The following is a 14,034-nucleotide window of genomic DNA, read 5'->3' on the forward strand; positions in this document are numbered from 1 at the left end:
TGATTTCATCGATTTGCGGCTGTGCAATTATAGAAACATCAGCAATTTAAAATATCAGATATTCACTCGGCCTGTTTGGATAGGTCAGGACAAGACAATCTCTCGCACGAGTAACGGCAACGTACAACAATGATCTCTCCCGTAAATTGAAGTCTGCGGAATATTCGTCCGGCTGGAACCGGGCGTTAAGAGGCGATGGTATGTCTTCACTTCCTGCATGCATGATGACGACGTTGCGGAACTCCGTGCCCTTCGCCCGGTGCATGGTCATGACGACTGGTGTTCCCTCTTTAATGAGTCCTTTTCCGACCGACTGCACGCTGACTCCGTAGTCACCCAGTCTGCGAGCTGCTTTCCCGGGGTCACTTCGAACGAGCACAGCGATCTGCTCGGGCTTGAGCGTGGGATTGTTTTTGCAATCAGCAAGCCAGTCTTTGAGCTTCGAGGAAACGTATTCGAGCTCCGCATCGAGAGTGTCAAAGCCTTTGACCTCGGGCGCTATACCGGTACGAAGCGAACGATAACCTGCTACCGACTCTGCCGCATCTTCCAAGTCAGAGAAGGAACCACCCGCAAGGATGTTCAATCCGAATGCCAGATTCTGCTCTGTGGTGCGATAGTTGAGGGTCAGTCGACGCGAACGTCCGACGATGTTGATGCCGAATCTCGACAACACCACCTTGTTTCCATAGATGCGCTGATGCGAATCCTCACCTATGAACATATCGTTCCGACTGGGCCGCACAAGCGCACGCAGAAACATCCAGTGACCCGAGTTGAGGTCCTGTCCTTCATCCACCAAAAGGTGGTCAACTGGATAGGCAGCCCGCCGATCAGCTTCGGATTCGGTTGGCCGATCTACAGCTTTCGCCCGAGACTCCAGGATGAGCGCGGCGAGATGATTGACCTCCACATAACTCAGAGAGTCATTGGTTGCAGTTCTCACCCTGTACGCTTCAAAGACTTCCCAGACTGGTGCTCGCTGCTGACGAGAAAGTCGAACACCGCGAGCAGGTCGTTTGATCCGCTGATAATCGCTCTTTGAAGTCAGCCGGTTTGGGAGGACGATCTGCTCATACTCGTCTTCGAGGAAGACTCGGCTACGCGCTCGTTCTGGCAGATCGGCAGAAGCTGTCTCGAGTGCCCGGTCCCAGTCCGAATCATTGCTCCGGTTGTTGATAGCAATGTGAGTCCGGCCGAGGAGGTGGGCGGTCGCCTGAGCCAGCTCTTCGCTGGTCGCAGAGCTGAGCACTTCATACGCAAGCTGATCGACTCCGCTGACATAAAGACCGGAGTTTCCCAGTTTCCCCGCGCGCGGAGCTGAACTGTCGAGAGTCGAGACCTGGGATTCGAGCTCACTCGCAAGGTTTCTCGTGAAAGTCGTCAACACGACACGAGGCGGGATCCCGTCATCGGGCGCCGGAGTTTTGGCCAGTCGAGCTGCGCGATGCACGAGGACAACTGTCTTCCCTGTGCCAGCGCCACCTGACAGTCGGAACGGCCCGTTGTAGCTTCGCTGTGCCCAACGCCTTTGCTCGGGATGGAGAAAGACTCTCCATGCTTCGAAGTCACCGCTCTCGGCAACCCGTTTGAGCTCGTCTTCGTCCTCGATTTCGGCAAAACTGAGTTGCGCCGCCGAGGTCCGCAGGCCTGCGATGAGGGCATCATCTTCGTTTCGCCCTTCGAGACCTTCGCCCGCAGGCTTCCTCGTCAGGCCCTCTACGTCCGAAGGCGACTCAGTCGAGGAACTATCGGCAGACTCGTCGGTGCCGTTGTCAGCCTGGCCGAAGAGCTTCTCGGTTACATCGTCATAGCTCGTTCCGGACGCCAGATCGAGCAATGCGTCGGACTGCCAATCGGGTATTTCCATACGGTTGAGGCGATCAAGAAGCTCATCGACCGTCTGGCAAGACCTGGCTGCGGAAACAACTGACTTCCACATTCCCAGTTCGGAGATGAGCCGCGCATCTGGAATGGTTCCGAGCGTCTCGGCCAGGGGCTTATCGGCGAATACCGGATCCGCTGGTACACGTTGAAATGTGGCTGGAATCTGCGGCTCTTCAACGTTTGAACTGGCGCCACTTTGGCTGGCTTGTGCAGCACCGTCCGCCTCTGGAATTCGAGGACGGGACATAGACGGGTCTGCCGTATCCGGTACAACAACATCAGATTCAGCAACGGCCTGTGTCTCGGACTCCGTCCCGTCTGCAGGTTCGGCAAGTCGGGCCTCAAGCTCGTCGGGATCAACCTTGTCGACCAGAGTGATCTCAGTGACCCCGTTCGTCGGGTTGACATCGAGTTTGAGGCTCGCAGCGAGTTTGATGGCATCGTCATGCGGATATACGCCGTAGATGACCCAGTTGGTTCCGGTCTTGCCGGTGAGTTTGAAGAGGACCGCTCGCCAGAACTTATCGACCCGTCCCGTTCGGAAACGGCGATCGGCGGAGTTGTGGATCGGCTCGATATGAAGACCTGGCGATGTGTCGTCAGCGCCGAGCTTAACGAGGAATTCCAGTGCCTTGCCCTTGATGGATTTCTCCAGCTTGGACATGTTCTTGTGCATGGTGATGTTCATTCGTGAGTGCCTTTCCCGTCACCGTAGCCAGCATCGTTGTCGCCCTCGCTGGAGGTGGTGGACTCATCGGGTTTCCACTCCCCCAGCGCTGTTCTCACACTATCGACATCGGCTGACGCGAGCGTCCACCCGTTTCGTTCGAGTTCGACTGAGTCTTCATCGTCAGGTTCAACTAGTACCGCGATCTTCTCTTGTGGCCATGCAAAGTCGAGCGAGATTCCTTCGTCGGTCTCGAATCCCCACTCAGGCACGCTTTCCAGCCCCGAGGCGACCAAGTCGTTCGCGAACTCCGCTTCTTGAGGCGACAGATCCGGTTCAGAGAGGATTTCCGTCCATTCAGATGAAACCGGAATTCCACCGTCCAAAACCGGCACAACATCGACGCGGCCAGCAGTTCCCCCCTGAACCTCACCACTGTTGACAGGTGCCTCGGAGACCTGACCGATGTCGGCAAGTACAGACATCACTGTCGCCGATTGGACGAATGTTCCAGGCGATCGAATAGGCATGACGTTGGAGATATGCAGCCATTCCCGCCACGACGATGCGAACTGCCCGGAGTCCGCCATCGCCTCAGGCCGGTCGTCGAGGATGACGGCAGTGTCGAAACGAGTCAGCGATGATCCAACGGGCGCAATCAGCACAGTCACTGCGCTTCGTCGCACCAAGAACCCGCGCCGATAGCCTTCAGGCGACACTCCCTCTGGATGGTCGATCAACGAACTCTGGCCGGTGATGTCGGAAACTGCTGCTTCGGCCAGTTCACCGACGGCAGGAACCATGACCACTCTTCGACTATGTGTCTGCATAGCAAAGAACAGCGGCGCACCATCGCCGGCAGCAAGCATCGACTTCGGGAGGTCGGGTTCAGAGCTGGTGACTGCCTGAATCAGACCGATGAGAACATCGATCGGGTTCCCAAGCGCCTCCTCAGCCTGATTCGTCCACCCGAATTCTGGACGATTGAGAACGGTGGAAACAACTTGCCGTGAATACCATTCAGGCAGGCAAACGGCCGATCCCGGATCCGCACCATGCTTATCCGCCGACGCAGATTCAACATCCGCGTTGGTGATTGCGATGACGAAAAGCCCTTGGCCGCGCAGACCAGAACGCTTCTGTGCATCATCGGCTAGACGGTTGACCGCACTCGAGGCGTGGAACGCTCTGCCATCGGTGTAGATGGCAATATCCGGGATGTTCGTGACATCGCAAGTGAGGAGGAAGTCCGGCTTCGTATTCCCCATTGGCACCTGCGGCGTCAGACTCCAGCCGACGCGAGACCCCGACCGGTGAATCGAGAGCACGGTGCCGGTTGGGGCTGGCTTGTCCTGAACGTTGATGTTCGCTCGTTCCAAACGCGCGCGGAACACCTGCCGGAACCGCCGCTCGAGATACGACTCAGGGTCCTGCGCCTGGGGAGCCTCCTCTGTCACTGTCCATCGGTGGGAGGCATCGCTGGCGGCTTCCCCCGAAAGCGTGACGTCGTTTCGGCCCGCCTGCAGCAGCTCGGCGAGCTTCTGTGCAGCAATGGCCCGGCTGACAGTCGATGCGCTTGATCGCGGCACATAGGGCAGCAGGCACTTCGCGCACGCCCATTGGTTCGCGTCTTTGCATTCGCATTCGCTCAGATGCCTCCACGCTTCGTAAAGGACCTTCCACATGGTCTCGGGATCACGGAGGTCAGCGAGGTATCCGGTACCGCCGGGCACGATGTCGTGGAGCAGGAGAGCGTCCACGACGCCGCCGGCTTCCAACGGTTCCTTGGCAGGAATAATATCGATATGATCCGGATCCCCGCCGAGGTGCTTCGCCAGTCCCAGCCGAATCGCCGCTTGCAACGTCGTCAGTCCGTTGTGCTCGCCGACGAGGAGGCTCTCCGGTAGGCGCATAAGCGCACCTTGCGTTGTCAGCTGGTGGGTGAGAACGAGGCTGAGGTTCGATTCCTCATGGTCGTTGCGCTTGGGGCACCACGGGCGATGGTCAGTAGGCTGATTGCCGTTGGTGGAGCTGTCGAGCTTACCGCAGTGGTCGCAAACGACGAATCCGGAGTTGACGATCGTCTCACCGCTGGCAAGGATTTCTTGGCCTTGTCCCCGCGGTCCGAAATTGGTCGTTGTCACCGTCACTGAGTCGAGGTAGCTGACTCCGAATCCGAATCCGTCGACGAACCAGCGGGAGCTGACCGAAGCCGGGTCAATATCCGCAGTCGGTGCGATGGTGAAGGACTTATGTCGGCGTTCGTCATCGGCGTCGCTGATCCTCGCCTCGTCCCGGTTGACCATGGCGCTGACCTTGCGCAGCTGTACCGCCTTGAGCCGCTGGCCGACGTCAGCGATCGACGCGTCTCCACACCGCGGGCACTGCGCAGGCGGTATCGTACCCGTGCGCCGGTCGTGAGAGTAGCCGCACGCTGCGCAGAATCTCAGTTCGTAGGTCTCGCGCTGGTTGGGGCCGAGCTCAACGGCGTCAATCTGTGTGGCCAACGACCGTCCGTAGAACGTCGAACCCGGAGCAAAGTCTCGCAATGCCTGTTTTGCTCCACGCTCGAACTCGATGCGCTCATTCTCATAAGACTGTGTCTCCTCATTGCGCCACCGCAGAGACACATCGAGCTGAGTCGTGTCGTCGAGGAGCGTGTAGTTCGGCAGCAGCTGATAGGTCTCGAGAGCCTCAATCCAATACCGGCGACGTTCGTTCTTCAATCGGCCGTCGGTGGCCTTGTGCGCAGACACGGCCTGTCGATAAGCATCCTTATCGTCTTCCGTAGCCGTGGCCTCGTGAGCTGCAGCCGCCTGAAGTTCGTTGAGCGACAAGTTGATTTCCGCCAACTGGTGTTGCAGAGTCTCGACTTCGTAGCGATAGGCCTGATGTGCTTTCCACACCGCAGTTTTCAGACCTGAGGTTCCGTCGTCACCGACCGTTGCCCACTCGGTGAGCTCTGTCTTCGCCTGGTCGATGAGGTCACCGAAGCCGGTGAAGAATTCGGCGAGCAGCTCTTCATGCGAAGCGTCATTGAGGTCGATCACGGCGTTGAGGAATTCGGACTGACCGAGTTCGGCGCCGAAGACATCGCCGACGCCTCTCGTGGGAACCGCCCCGGGGGCCTGCGCCAAACGGTCCATGAGGAAGGCGAGATATTGCCGTTTGATGATCTCGACGGCGTCGAGGTACGTTGCCGGCGGTTGGACTGATCCGTTGATGAGCGACAATGGGTCGTGGATTGTGCGCAGTTCTGTGCTGGTGCTGCCGACGACCGCGAGGTTGAGTGCATTGCCGGTCAGTCGGCCGGCTCGTCCGACTCGCTGAACATATGATGCGACAGTTTCCGGCAGTGAGCCGAGCATGACCGTTGAGAGATCGCCGATGTCGATGCCCATCTCGAGCGTCGGTGTTGCCACGAGGACATTCGGGGCAGATGGATCATCGGAACCGCGTTTGAACCCGTCTTCATAGGCTTTGCGTTCCTCTGTGCCAAGCACGCTCGAGTGTTCACGCGCGACGATTCGTGTCATCTGAGCACTCGTGTAGAGGTCGCGATAGAAGTTCCGGGCGACAGTTCCCACTTTCAGGGTGCCGGCACAGCCAACGAGCAAGCACTGTGCCCCGTTGAGGTCGTCAAGCGTCCGTGTCGCAGCGGGGAACGTGGTACCGCAGACAGTGCACTCGAGGTTCTTCGACTGCTCTTCTGCGCCGTCGAAAGCTCGCTCGAGTCGGATTCGCAACGGTTCGAGCCCATAGGCGACCGCTTCGGATTCCTTGACCGGTACGGCACGCAGGATTCCGGCCGCAGCCAGGCGCTGTAAGAGGAGTTTGGTCAGCCCGGCCCCATGGTTCGCTGTGATGCCGAACGTCCGGGCAGCGTATCGGGCGTACCAGCCTTGGTTGGATTCGACCATGTCGAAGAGGGGGCCGCTGCGCCCCCTGATCGACTTACGAGACAAACCGGTGACCGCGAAGGCCGGGGCGCTCCGGCCGGTGGGGAACGCGGGCATCCCCTGGTCGCGTTTGCGCTTGCCCCAGATCCAGATTCGTTCTCCACCGCTGGCAACATAGGCGTCCAGCCAGGAGTGGTGGATAGCACCCTGAGTTCTGAGACGTTCGACGACCGCCCGGACCCATGCCACGCGCTTATCCGTCGAGGCGGCCCCCTCGTTGACGTCGATGTCGAGCAGTCCGGATTGGGCCCCCGCTTCTTCGAGCACCTCCGTCGCGATTGCGCCGATCTCGTCGACTTCGGGCAGAACGACCTCGGCGTAGACGGTACCCGTGGTCGACAACGTCCGGCCGTATCTCGACTGGAGGCCGAACTCGAGGGCGGCGTCAAAGGACAACCTCTTCATGACTTTCTCCGCGGCTTTGCGGTTCGTCTTCTGAGGCTGTTCCCACCAGGTTCGGACGTCTGTGAATCGATCTGTAGAGAATTCCGGCGGCAGTGCTCGGTATCGCCTGCCTGAGTCCTCGCCGGCTTGGGAGATGATCTGCCCAGCGACAGCTTCCAGGGTGCTGACATCTCCGACCGCCTCGGCGATGACATTCCTCAGCGTGAGCACGTGAGAGCGAGACTCGACGAATCCTGCCCTGTGAGCCGCGTCCTGGACGGAGTCAGTGAAGACCAGCGACTTCTTTTCGTGATCGTCGAGATTCTGGTCGCCGAAGAGTGTCGACAGACTGACGGACAGCAGAGTTGCCACTGCAGAACCGAGGAATCGGATGGAGTCTCGATCACCGCAGGCCGGGCAGTATTCGCCCTTTGACTTCTCTTCGGCGTCGGGACCCTGAAAGACGAGAACGGGGAGAATGTCGCCGGCACGCAGAGCTTCTGCCAGGTCATCGGGAATTGTCGGAGTGCCGTAGACGCGCTTCGGAGTGATGAAGTCGCGGTCGCGGGCGTTGAACGCGGCGAGGTTTTCATGCAGCTCGTCCGGGTCTCCGCCGGAGAGTTCGAAACGGTCGGCCTCTCCACCGGCGCTGATGAGTGCTCGGAACCGAGATTTCCCGGCAACCGACTCACGTCGAATATCTTTGTCTGCATCTGGGGCCGCGAGTTGGTCACCCACTGCGGATTTAATGATGCCCCACCCATTACGACCACAGTTCCTGCAGTAGATGGCGGGGAAACTTTCTCTCGCTGAGTTGTCGTCCCAAGCGCTGGTTTCGGCTGTAATGAGATGACCATCGTCCGACCAGGAGAATTCGGTCTCCCCACCTGCGATTCGATCGATTCTCGTCAGGGCACGAACCCAGAGGTGAACGTCGACCGTCGGAGCGAGGAGTCGTTGTTCTGCGCGGATGAGGCTGAGCCCGGCAACGATGTGGCTGAGGTAGCTCTGCGCGACAGTGCTGCGGCTGCCGAGGGCCTCCTCGGCGAGATCGTCCAGTGCCTTCGCCGAGGTTGTCGCTGCGAAGACCGACTTTACCCACGGATGTGCTTTGAGGAGGGTAAGTATTTGTGCCGTATCGTCGCCAAGGCACGCACCAATGCTTTCCCAACCCACTGCAGGATCGGGCGAACCACCGTCATCCGAATGTTCGTCAAGGCTGAAGATCGTTGCCAGTGACCTCAGTGCAGCCGTCCGGTCGCTTGTCTGAGCTTCACCTTCGATCCATTGCAGCGCTGCGGTGTGGTCGATCGTACGAATGTTGTCGATCGGCTCGAGTTTCGCGCGTGCACCGTCGAGCGTGGCTCCGGGGAGCGCTGCCCATTCCTCAACTGAGTACCGGGACTCGGTGACGACAGCGTCCTCGGTGAACTCTTCGCCGAACACCGTGTGGGCAAAGGTGAGAATGCTTGTGGGGTCGTTTCTGTCACCGAGGGTCGCGCTCGTCGCGACGGGGGTCATCAGCCCAAGCGGCCGTGCCCGATCGTCATCGGTAATCGCAGGATGGGTATCTGGCCATTGAGATTTCAGCTTCAACCCGAGTCGTCGCAGAAGCATGGCGACATCAGTGCCTTGAGCGCCGTCGTAGGTGTGGAATTCGTCGAGGACGAGGTACCGCAGGCTGAGCGCGCTTTCTGACCAGATCTTCTGGTCGGCGACTCTCAGAAGCATCTGGTCGAGCATCTTGTAGTTGGTCAGCAGAATGTCGGGAGGATTCGACTGAATCGCCTCACGGTCGTTGATGAGACCTTCCGAGCTGACGCGCGAGCGCTTCGTATCTCCGTCGTCACCTGTATAGATGGCTGCTCTGATTCCGCCGAGTTGCGGATCCTCGGTGATCATTCGCGCCAGGCGTTGAGCTTGGTCTGTGGCGAGGGCATTCATCGGGTAGAGGATGAGTCCGCTGACCCCGGATCCGCCCTGTCTCCGGTGGCGAACGACATGGTCAAGGATCGGGTAGAGGAATGATTCGGTCTTTCCCGAGCCAGTCCCCGTTGTCACCAAGGTCGGTTGAGGACGTTGACCTTCGCCGAGGTGGCGGCTGGTCAAGCGTTCGAACGCTCGCGCCTGATGTCCGTATGGTTCGAATTTGCCTGGTGTGATCTCGAGCGCGCTGCCACCACCTGGTTGTGGTTTGAAAGGCGTGCGAGTCCGAATGAAGGGGCCTTTGAAGATTCCGTCGTTCGGGTCGCTGAGGAACTGATCAAGCGCCGTCTGCACTGAAGTATCTGCAAGCGCAAAGGTGGTCCGCAGGTATTCGGTGAGCGATTCGCGGGCTCGCCGAGCTTGTGCTGTCGGCAGTAGCTGACTCACGACTCAGAACCTCCAGTCTCTTGAGAAGAGAGCTTCTCCCGTTCGGCGAGGCGCTCTTCGAACTCGGCGTATGCGGTGCGCATATCTGCTTCACGATCGAACGTCGCAAACGGCGGCGCATAGGTATAAGTGAACCCTTGCGCATTGGTAGCGGAGAGCTCATCATCGGTTGCCGCATTACCGAGTTTCTGCCACGTCTTGACCACTTCAGCGGGAACCAAACGGCCGTTCTGGTCGTAGTGGTCCCGTTGCGTGTCGTACTTATAGAGGACGGGGAATTGGGTCCGATAGATCGAGCAAAGTTCATCGGCGGTCACATCGAACATCAGCGCAACAAGCGCATCGATCTCTACCTGTGCTTGGCGCCGGTCAGCAGTCAGGCGCAACGGAGATCTTTCCGTCCAATCGGAGTCGAGCACTTCCATCGATACTGATTCTGGGAAGCCGTATCCGCCAGTCCACGACTCACCGTTCGCTTTGACTTCAGTACACGAGTTCCAAAGGTCAGCGTAGGCGTCGGTCAAAGAGTTGAGAAGGAGAACTCGAGCAACTACGGACGGCGCCAATACGTGTTCGGCTCCAATTGCAGGGAGACGCTCAACAGTCGATGGAACAATGTTATTTTTCGGCGAGGTTCTCACAACGAAATCTACCAATAATGATGAAAGAGAACCCGCATGGAGCAAAAGACTGCATGCATTCAACTCAGGTAGACCGAACGAACGGACACCCTCAATATGTCCAGCTCGCGGCGGAATTATTGCTGGAATAAGCGTCCGCTCGCCGTTGTTAGCGGCCATCTTCCGCCATGCGACTCTGTAATAGTCACGAGCCTGAACTCGTTCGCCGCTGGAGAGTACCCAATGCGTGTAAAGTTGATCATAATTGCCATCGCGAATCGGTTTGTAACCTGTCACAGGAGTCGAATTACCGGGAAGCTGTTCAAGATCCACTGCCGACCAATCCATTTGATTTTTCAGGGTTGAATTAGGGAATTTAAAGAACGGGTTCATTCCATAGATGTGGGGGCCCTGAAGAATTGAGTCTCCCCAATCTTCTGCTCTCCCCCACCCTAGTTTAAACCGTCCGTTCTTCCGGTCAATAGACTCGTCCCATCCTCTGCTAAACTGCGGAGAAAGGCCACGAAGCGAATCTCGTTCGGCAATCTTTTCAAGCACTCTTGCAGTCGCTCCGTTTATCGCATACACCATTTTTACGTCATCAATTGACCGGGCGTCATCTATGCCGAATATTTCGCCCCATGTCCTCAGAACTCTTCGGTCTACGCGAAGAATACGTCCAGCGTGCGGCTTAAGCTCCCATTCGCCGTACTCGTTCTTCAGCCCAGGCTCCGGACCATCTCCATTATGGACTAAAGATCCCTCGACAGTCATTGGGTGGTATAGCGAAGCCGCTGTCAAGAAATCAACTTCGTCCTTCCTGTTCCCATAGATGTGAACTCCATAAATTATGTGTCCAGAAATGTCAAAGAGAACGATCTCGTTCACGAACTGCCAATGCCGCAGCAAGTGAAAATAAGCCTCTCTTCGTAACGGCCCCGCCTTGTCATCGGTGAAATGCGATTCTGGATGGATTAGCCCCGAAATTCCGTTCGGGCTTGCGTGTTGCCACACCTGTTCCATAAACGATCGATAGAGATCTGGTTGAGTTCCGGCAACGAGTGGATAGGTTGTCAGGTCCGCGGTGAAAGCTGCTGTGCAGACAACGTCGGTCGCCCCGTCGAGAACCAGCTTCGCAACCCCAGGGAGAGCGATCGTGGTTGACCGTCTTTCCTTTTTCTTCTCTTCAGTCGGCCTGTGCGCCAGCTGCCACCATGGATCTCCCTCGGCCAGCAACGCCTCGACGTCTCCTCTGGGACGTACCCATGGCGGATTTCCCAGCTGGAGGTCGAAGCCTCCTCGTTCGAACACCGTGGCGAAGGTGAGGTCCCAATGGAAGAAGCCTTGCTGGTCAGCAATCGCCTCAGTAACACGAAGCCACGGGTGGTGTTCGAACACCATCTCGACAGTACTCGCTGCACCAGAAAGAACTCGCTGGTTATCTTCGAACTCATTGAGCTCTGCCCAATTGTCCACGTCAAACATTGACGCCTGACCCGATTCGCGAGCAGTCTTCGCGGACTTCGACTCGTTGGTTGGTCTGCCTAGCAGCTGTTCGCAGGCATCAATCCACTCTTCCACGCTCGGCGGTGCAATCTCAGTTTCGGTCAGCGGCCAGAACCACATCGCACACCAAGCGTCCATAACTCGGTGCAAGCGCTGATATGCTCCATTCGGATCAGCGAGTTTTGACTCAATCTCAGATCGCGTCACCGTCGTTCCTGTCGCACCTTCTTCGAAGCCCCATACACCGATCGTACGACGTGATTCGGCTTCAGCAATCGACAGCCGCTTGACCGCAACCTCCCACAGCACGTCAGCCTGTTTCGACAATCCTATGAGTCGACCGATCTGGCCATTCGTCTTCGTGTCACTGAGCTTTGTCCGCACGGACTTTCGCCAGTCTTTTAGATTTGCGACAGCTTCGGGCGCTAAGTTCTTTCCTTCTTTGGAGTCAGCTGCTGCGCCCCATCCTTCGGCGGGTAAGAGGAATTGAAAGATGCTCTGTGGATCGCGTGAATCGGCATTCACCTTTTCGGGCGCGGCCTTCAGCCACGTCTTGTCCTTGACCGAACTCCGGGAGTAGACAGCTCTGCGAGCACCGATCAAAGAGTTGCCGCGCCTGAGCCTCAACCCGAACCATGGAGCGGAAAGCCCAGTCACCATCGTGTCGAGCCACAGCGAAATTTCAGCGAGTTCGACCGCGGTCGAGTTGAGGTCGACTCCGTAGACGTTATGCAGAGCAATGTAAGCCTTGGTTTTCTGTAGTTCCTGCTGAAACTGTGCCGGATCGATTCGATGGCCAGCTTCCTCTTGCTTGCGGCGCAAATATTCGGCAGCGAGTTGGTTCACGGCTTCCAACGCGAATGCCCCCCGACCCCAGAGCAGGCTCACATACGGTTAGATCGAGGATTTCATCCGCGGACATTTCATCGGTGAACAACTCTGCGAGAGCTTGCGACACCGTGAAGCGAGTGAGGACTTCGGGGGTGTAATAGGACGCAGATTGTTGCCGATCCCGCCCCGAGAGCCGGAAGACGAATCTGCCTCTGCGATGCACACGCGGTTTCTGTTCGCCAGTCAACTCGTCAGGATCGCGAACGAAATCATCGGCATCGATATGCTCAGCCCTCGTGGTTGGAACTACCCAGCTACCTTTGCTCGAGTCACCCTTCGGTGCCACTTCAAAGAGGTCCGTTTCGGCGAAGAAGCCCGTGTAGGACATCAGTCCCTCGTAGACGCGTCCGAGTTGGTTGATGCCAAGTTCGGCATAGGAGATAAAGCCTCGGTCCTTCTTCGCCGTCTCCTTACTAAGGAGCAGCTTCTGCAACACCTGCTGGAGGGCAGCATTGCCCAATCCGACTTCGTCGATATGTGCAGTTGCCTGCGGAGAGAACAGATCAGCTTCGAGGGGATGGAATTCAAGCCCCTCGCTCATGGACGATTCATTGTCAGGGTGGGCTGCCTCGGCGACTCGTAGATCATTGTGCCCGGACTGAATCTGTGCGAACACGACTGCCAACGACTGGTAGAGGTGCGTCCCGTCGCCCCGAGTGGGTATATCGACGAGCGCGAGATCGCGCAAGCGGTCGATGCCGTAACCAGATTCGTACTCCGTAGCGCCGGTCGGCACAATCTCGAGTTCCGGCGATGCCTCGGCGAAGAGCAGAAACAGGATTCGATAGAGAAAGCGCAGCGATTGTTTCGCGAGCGGTTGAGCTTCGCCCGCCGGCAACGGATCCATTCCTGCCTTCCGGCGCCGCATGACAACTTCATTGGCGATCAACTCGATCGAATCCCGCACGGCTTCACGAAGATCCTCCGAGACCTTCTCTGTGTGTTTGACGGAGTCTTCGAGAACCGTTGTGAACCATGTAGTGCCGTCAGCGGTGGGGGCAAGTGCTTTTGCGCTGGTGCAAGCCAGAAACTGGTCGACTGCTCCCCCGCGTTTGGTGTCGTTGCGTTCAAACAACAGTCCAAGATCGATAGCCAAGTATCGACCCTCCTGCCAGCGTTCCGCGGCGGTGAGCAACATGAACGATCCTGCAAGAACGAGAGCGAACTGTGGCGGAGTGTCCTCAACGAAACGAGCAGAAAGATACCGAGCCACGGATTCCGTCTGCTCGGTCCGATCGGTACTGCCGGGCACGTGTTCGACGACCGGTCTCAACAGTGTCGCGGAGTTCTTATCAAGTAGATCTCCGATATCAGTGACCGGTTTGGCTAGGACGATCAGCAACGGGGATGAGTCTTCAGCCGTCGCAGTTCCGCGCACCTCAAGGTAGGCTGACTCATCGCCGTCAGCATTGCGTCCGACGGCGATGTCGTAGCCATTGGAATAGCCGAGGAAGTCGAGCAGCTGCTGGTCGAACCCGGCTACAGCGTCACGTTCGTCGGAAGTGAGTACTGAGTTTTCGCCGATTCCTTCGATGATCGCGACAAGGCGCTTCTGAAGTTGCTGCCTGGCGCTGCCCCATGAGTTCAGGGGTGTAGTCAGATCACGACCTTCGGCCTCGGCGTCGGAGGCTTCCTGTTCCCATTCCTTGCGCAGGCCGAGTGCTTTGGCTTTGAAGGATTCCTTCGAACCGTCGGAGGAGAAGTAGTCGTCACTGACGAAATCCTGGACCACTGAGAGTTCATCCAT

The 14,034-nt window shown here is 57.8% G+C and carries 5 protein-coding genes; 1 reads left to right on the plus strand and 4 read right to left on the minus strand.

The window, feature by feature from the left end; genetic code table 11:
- Positions 1 to 46: 46 nt before the first annotated feature.
- Together L1F31_RS11345 and L1F31_RS11350 are read right to left on the minus strand one after the other, a co-directional pair.
- Complete coding sequence (locus L1F31_RS11345; protein ID WP_265417402.1) at positions 47 to 2,575, minus strand: UvrD-helicase domain-containing protein; 2,529 nt, start codon at positions 2,573 to 2,575, stop codon at positions 47 to 49.
- A complete protein-coding gene (locus tag L1F31_RS11350) occupies positions 2,572 to 9,006 on the minus strand; it encodes a DEAD/DEAH box helicase (protein ID WP_346732461.1) in 6,435 nt (2,144 codons plus the stop codon). The genes L1F31_RS11345 and L1F31_RS11350 overlap by 4 nt, the downstream gene beginning before the upstream one ends.
- Here L1F31_RS11350 and L1F31_RS11355 point away from each other — a divergent pair.
- Complete coding sequence (locus L1F31_RS11355; RefSeq protein ID WP_265417404.1) at positions 8,977 to 9,180, plus strand: hypothetical protein; 204 nt, start codon at positions 8,977 to 8,979, stop codon at positions 9,178 to 9,180. The genes L1F31_RS11350 and L1F31_RS11355 overlap by 30 nt on opposite strands.
- Before the next feature lie 86 nt (positions 9,181 to 9,266).
- On the opposite strand, the gene L1F31_RS11360 is transcribed toward L1F31_RS11355, so the two are convergent.
- Together L1F31_RS11360 and L1F31_RS11365 are read right to left on the minus strand one after the other, a co-directional pair.
- Positions 9,267 to 12,242 carry an Eco57I restriction-modification methylase domain-containing protein gene (locus L1F31_RS11360; RefSeq protein WP_265417405.1) on the minus strand — a complete coding sequence of 992 codons (2,976 nt, stop codon included), beginning with the start codon at positions 12,240 to 12,242 and terminating at the stop codon, positions 9,267 to 9,269.
- Entirely contained in the window at positions 12,124 to 14,034 is a 1,911-nt protein-coding gene (locus L1F31_RS11365) for a hypothetical protein (protein ID WP_265417406.1), read from the minus strand. Before L1F31_RS11365 ends, L1F31_RS11360 begins: the two co-directional genes overlap by 119 nt.

The sequence above is a fragment of the Brevibacterium spongiae genome (assembly GCF_026168515.1).
Taxonomy (GTDB): Bacteria; Actinomycetota; Actinomycetes; order Actinomycetales; family Brevibacteriaceae; genus Brevibacterium; species Brevibacterium spongiae.

Coding starts and splice junctions, on each gene's coding strand:
- L1F31_RS11345 (WP_265417402.1), bottom strand. CDS start 2,575: ATGAACATCACCATGCACAAGAACATGTCCAAGCTGGAGAAATCCATC.
- L1F31_RS11365 (WP_265417406.1), bottom strand. CDS start 14,034: ATGGATGAACTCTCAGTGGTCCAGGATTTCGTCAGTGACGACTACTTC.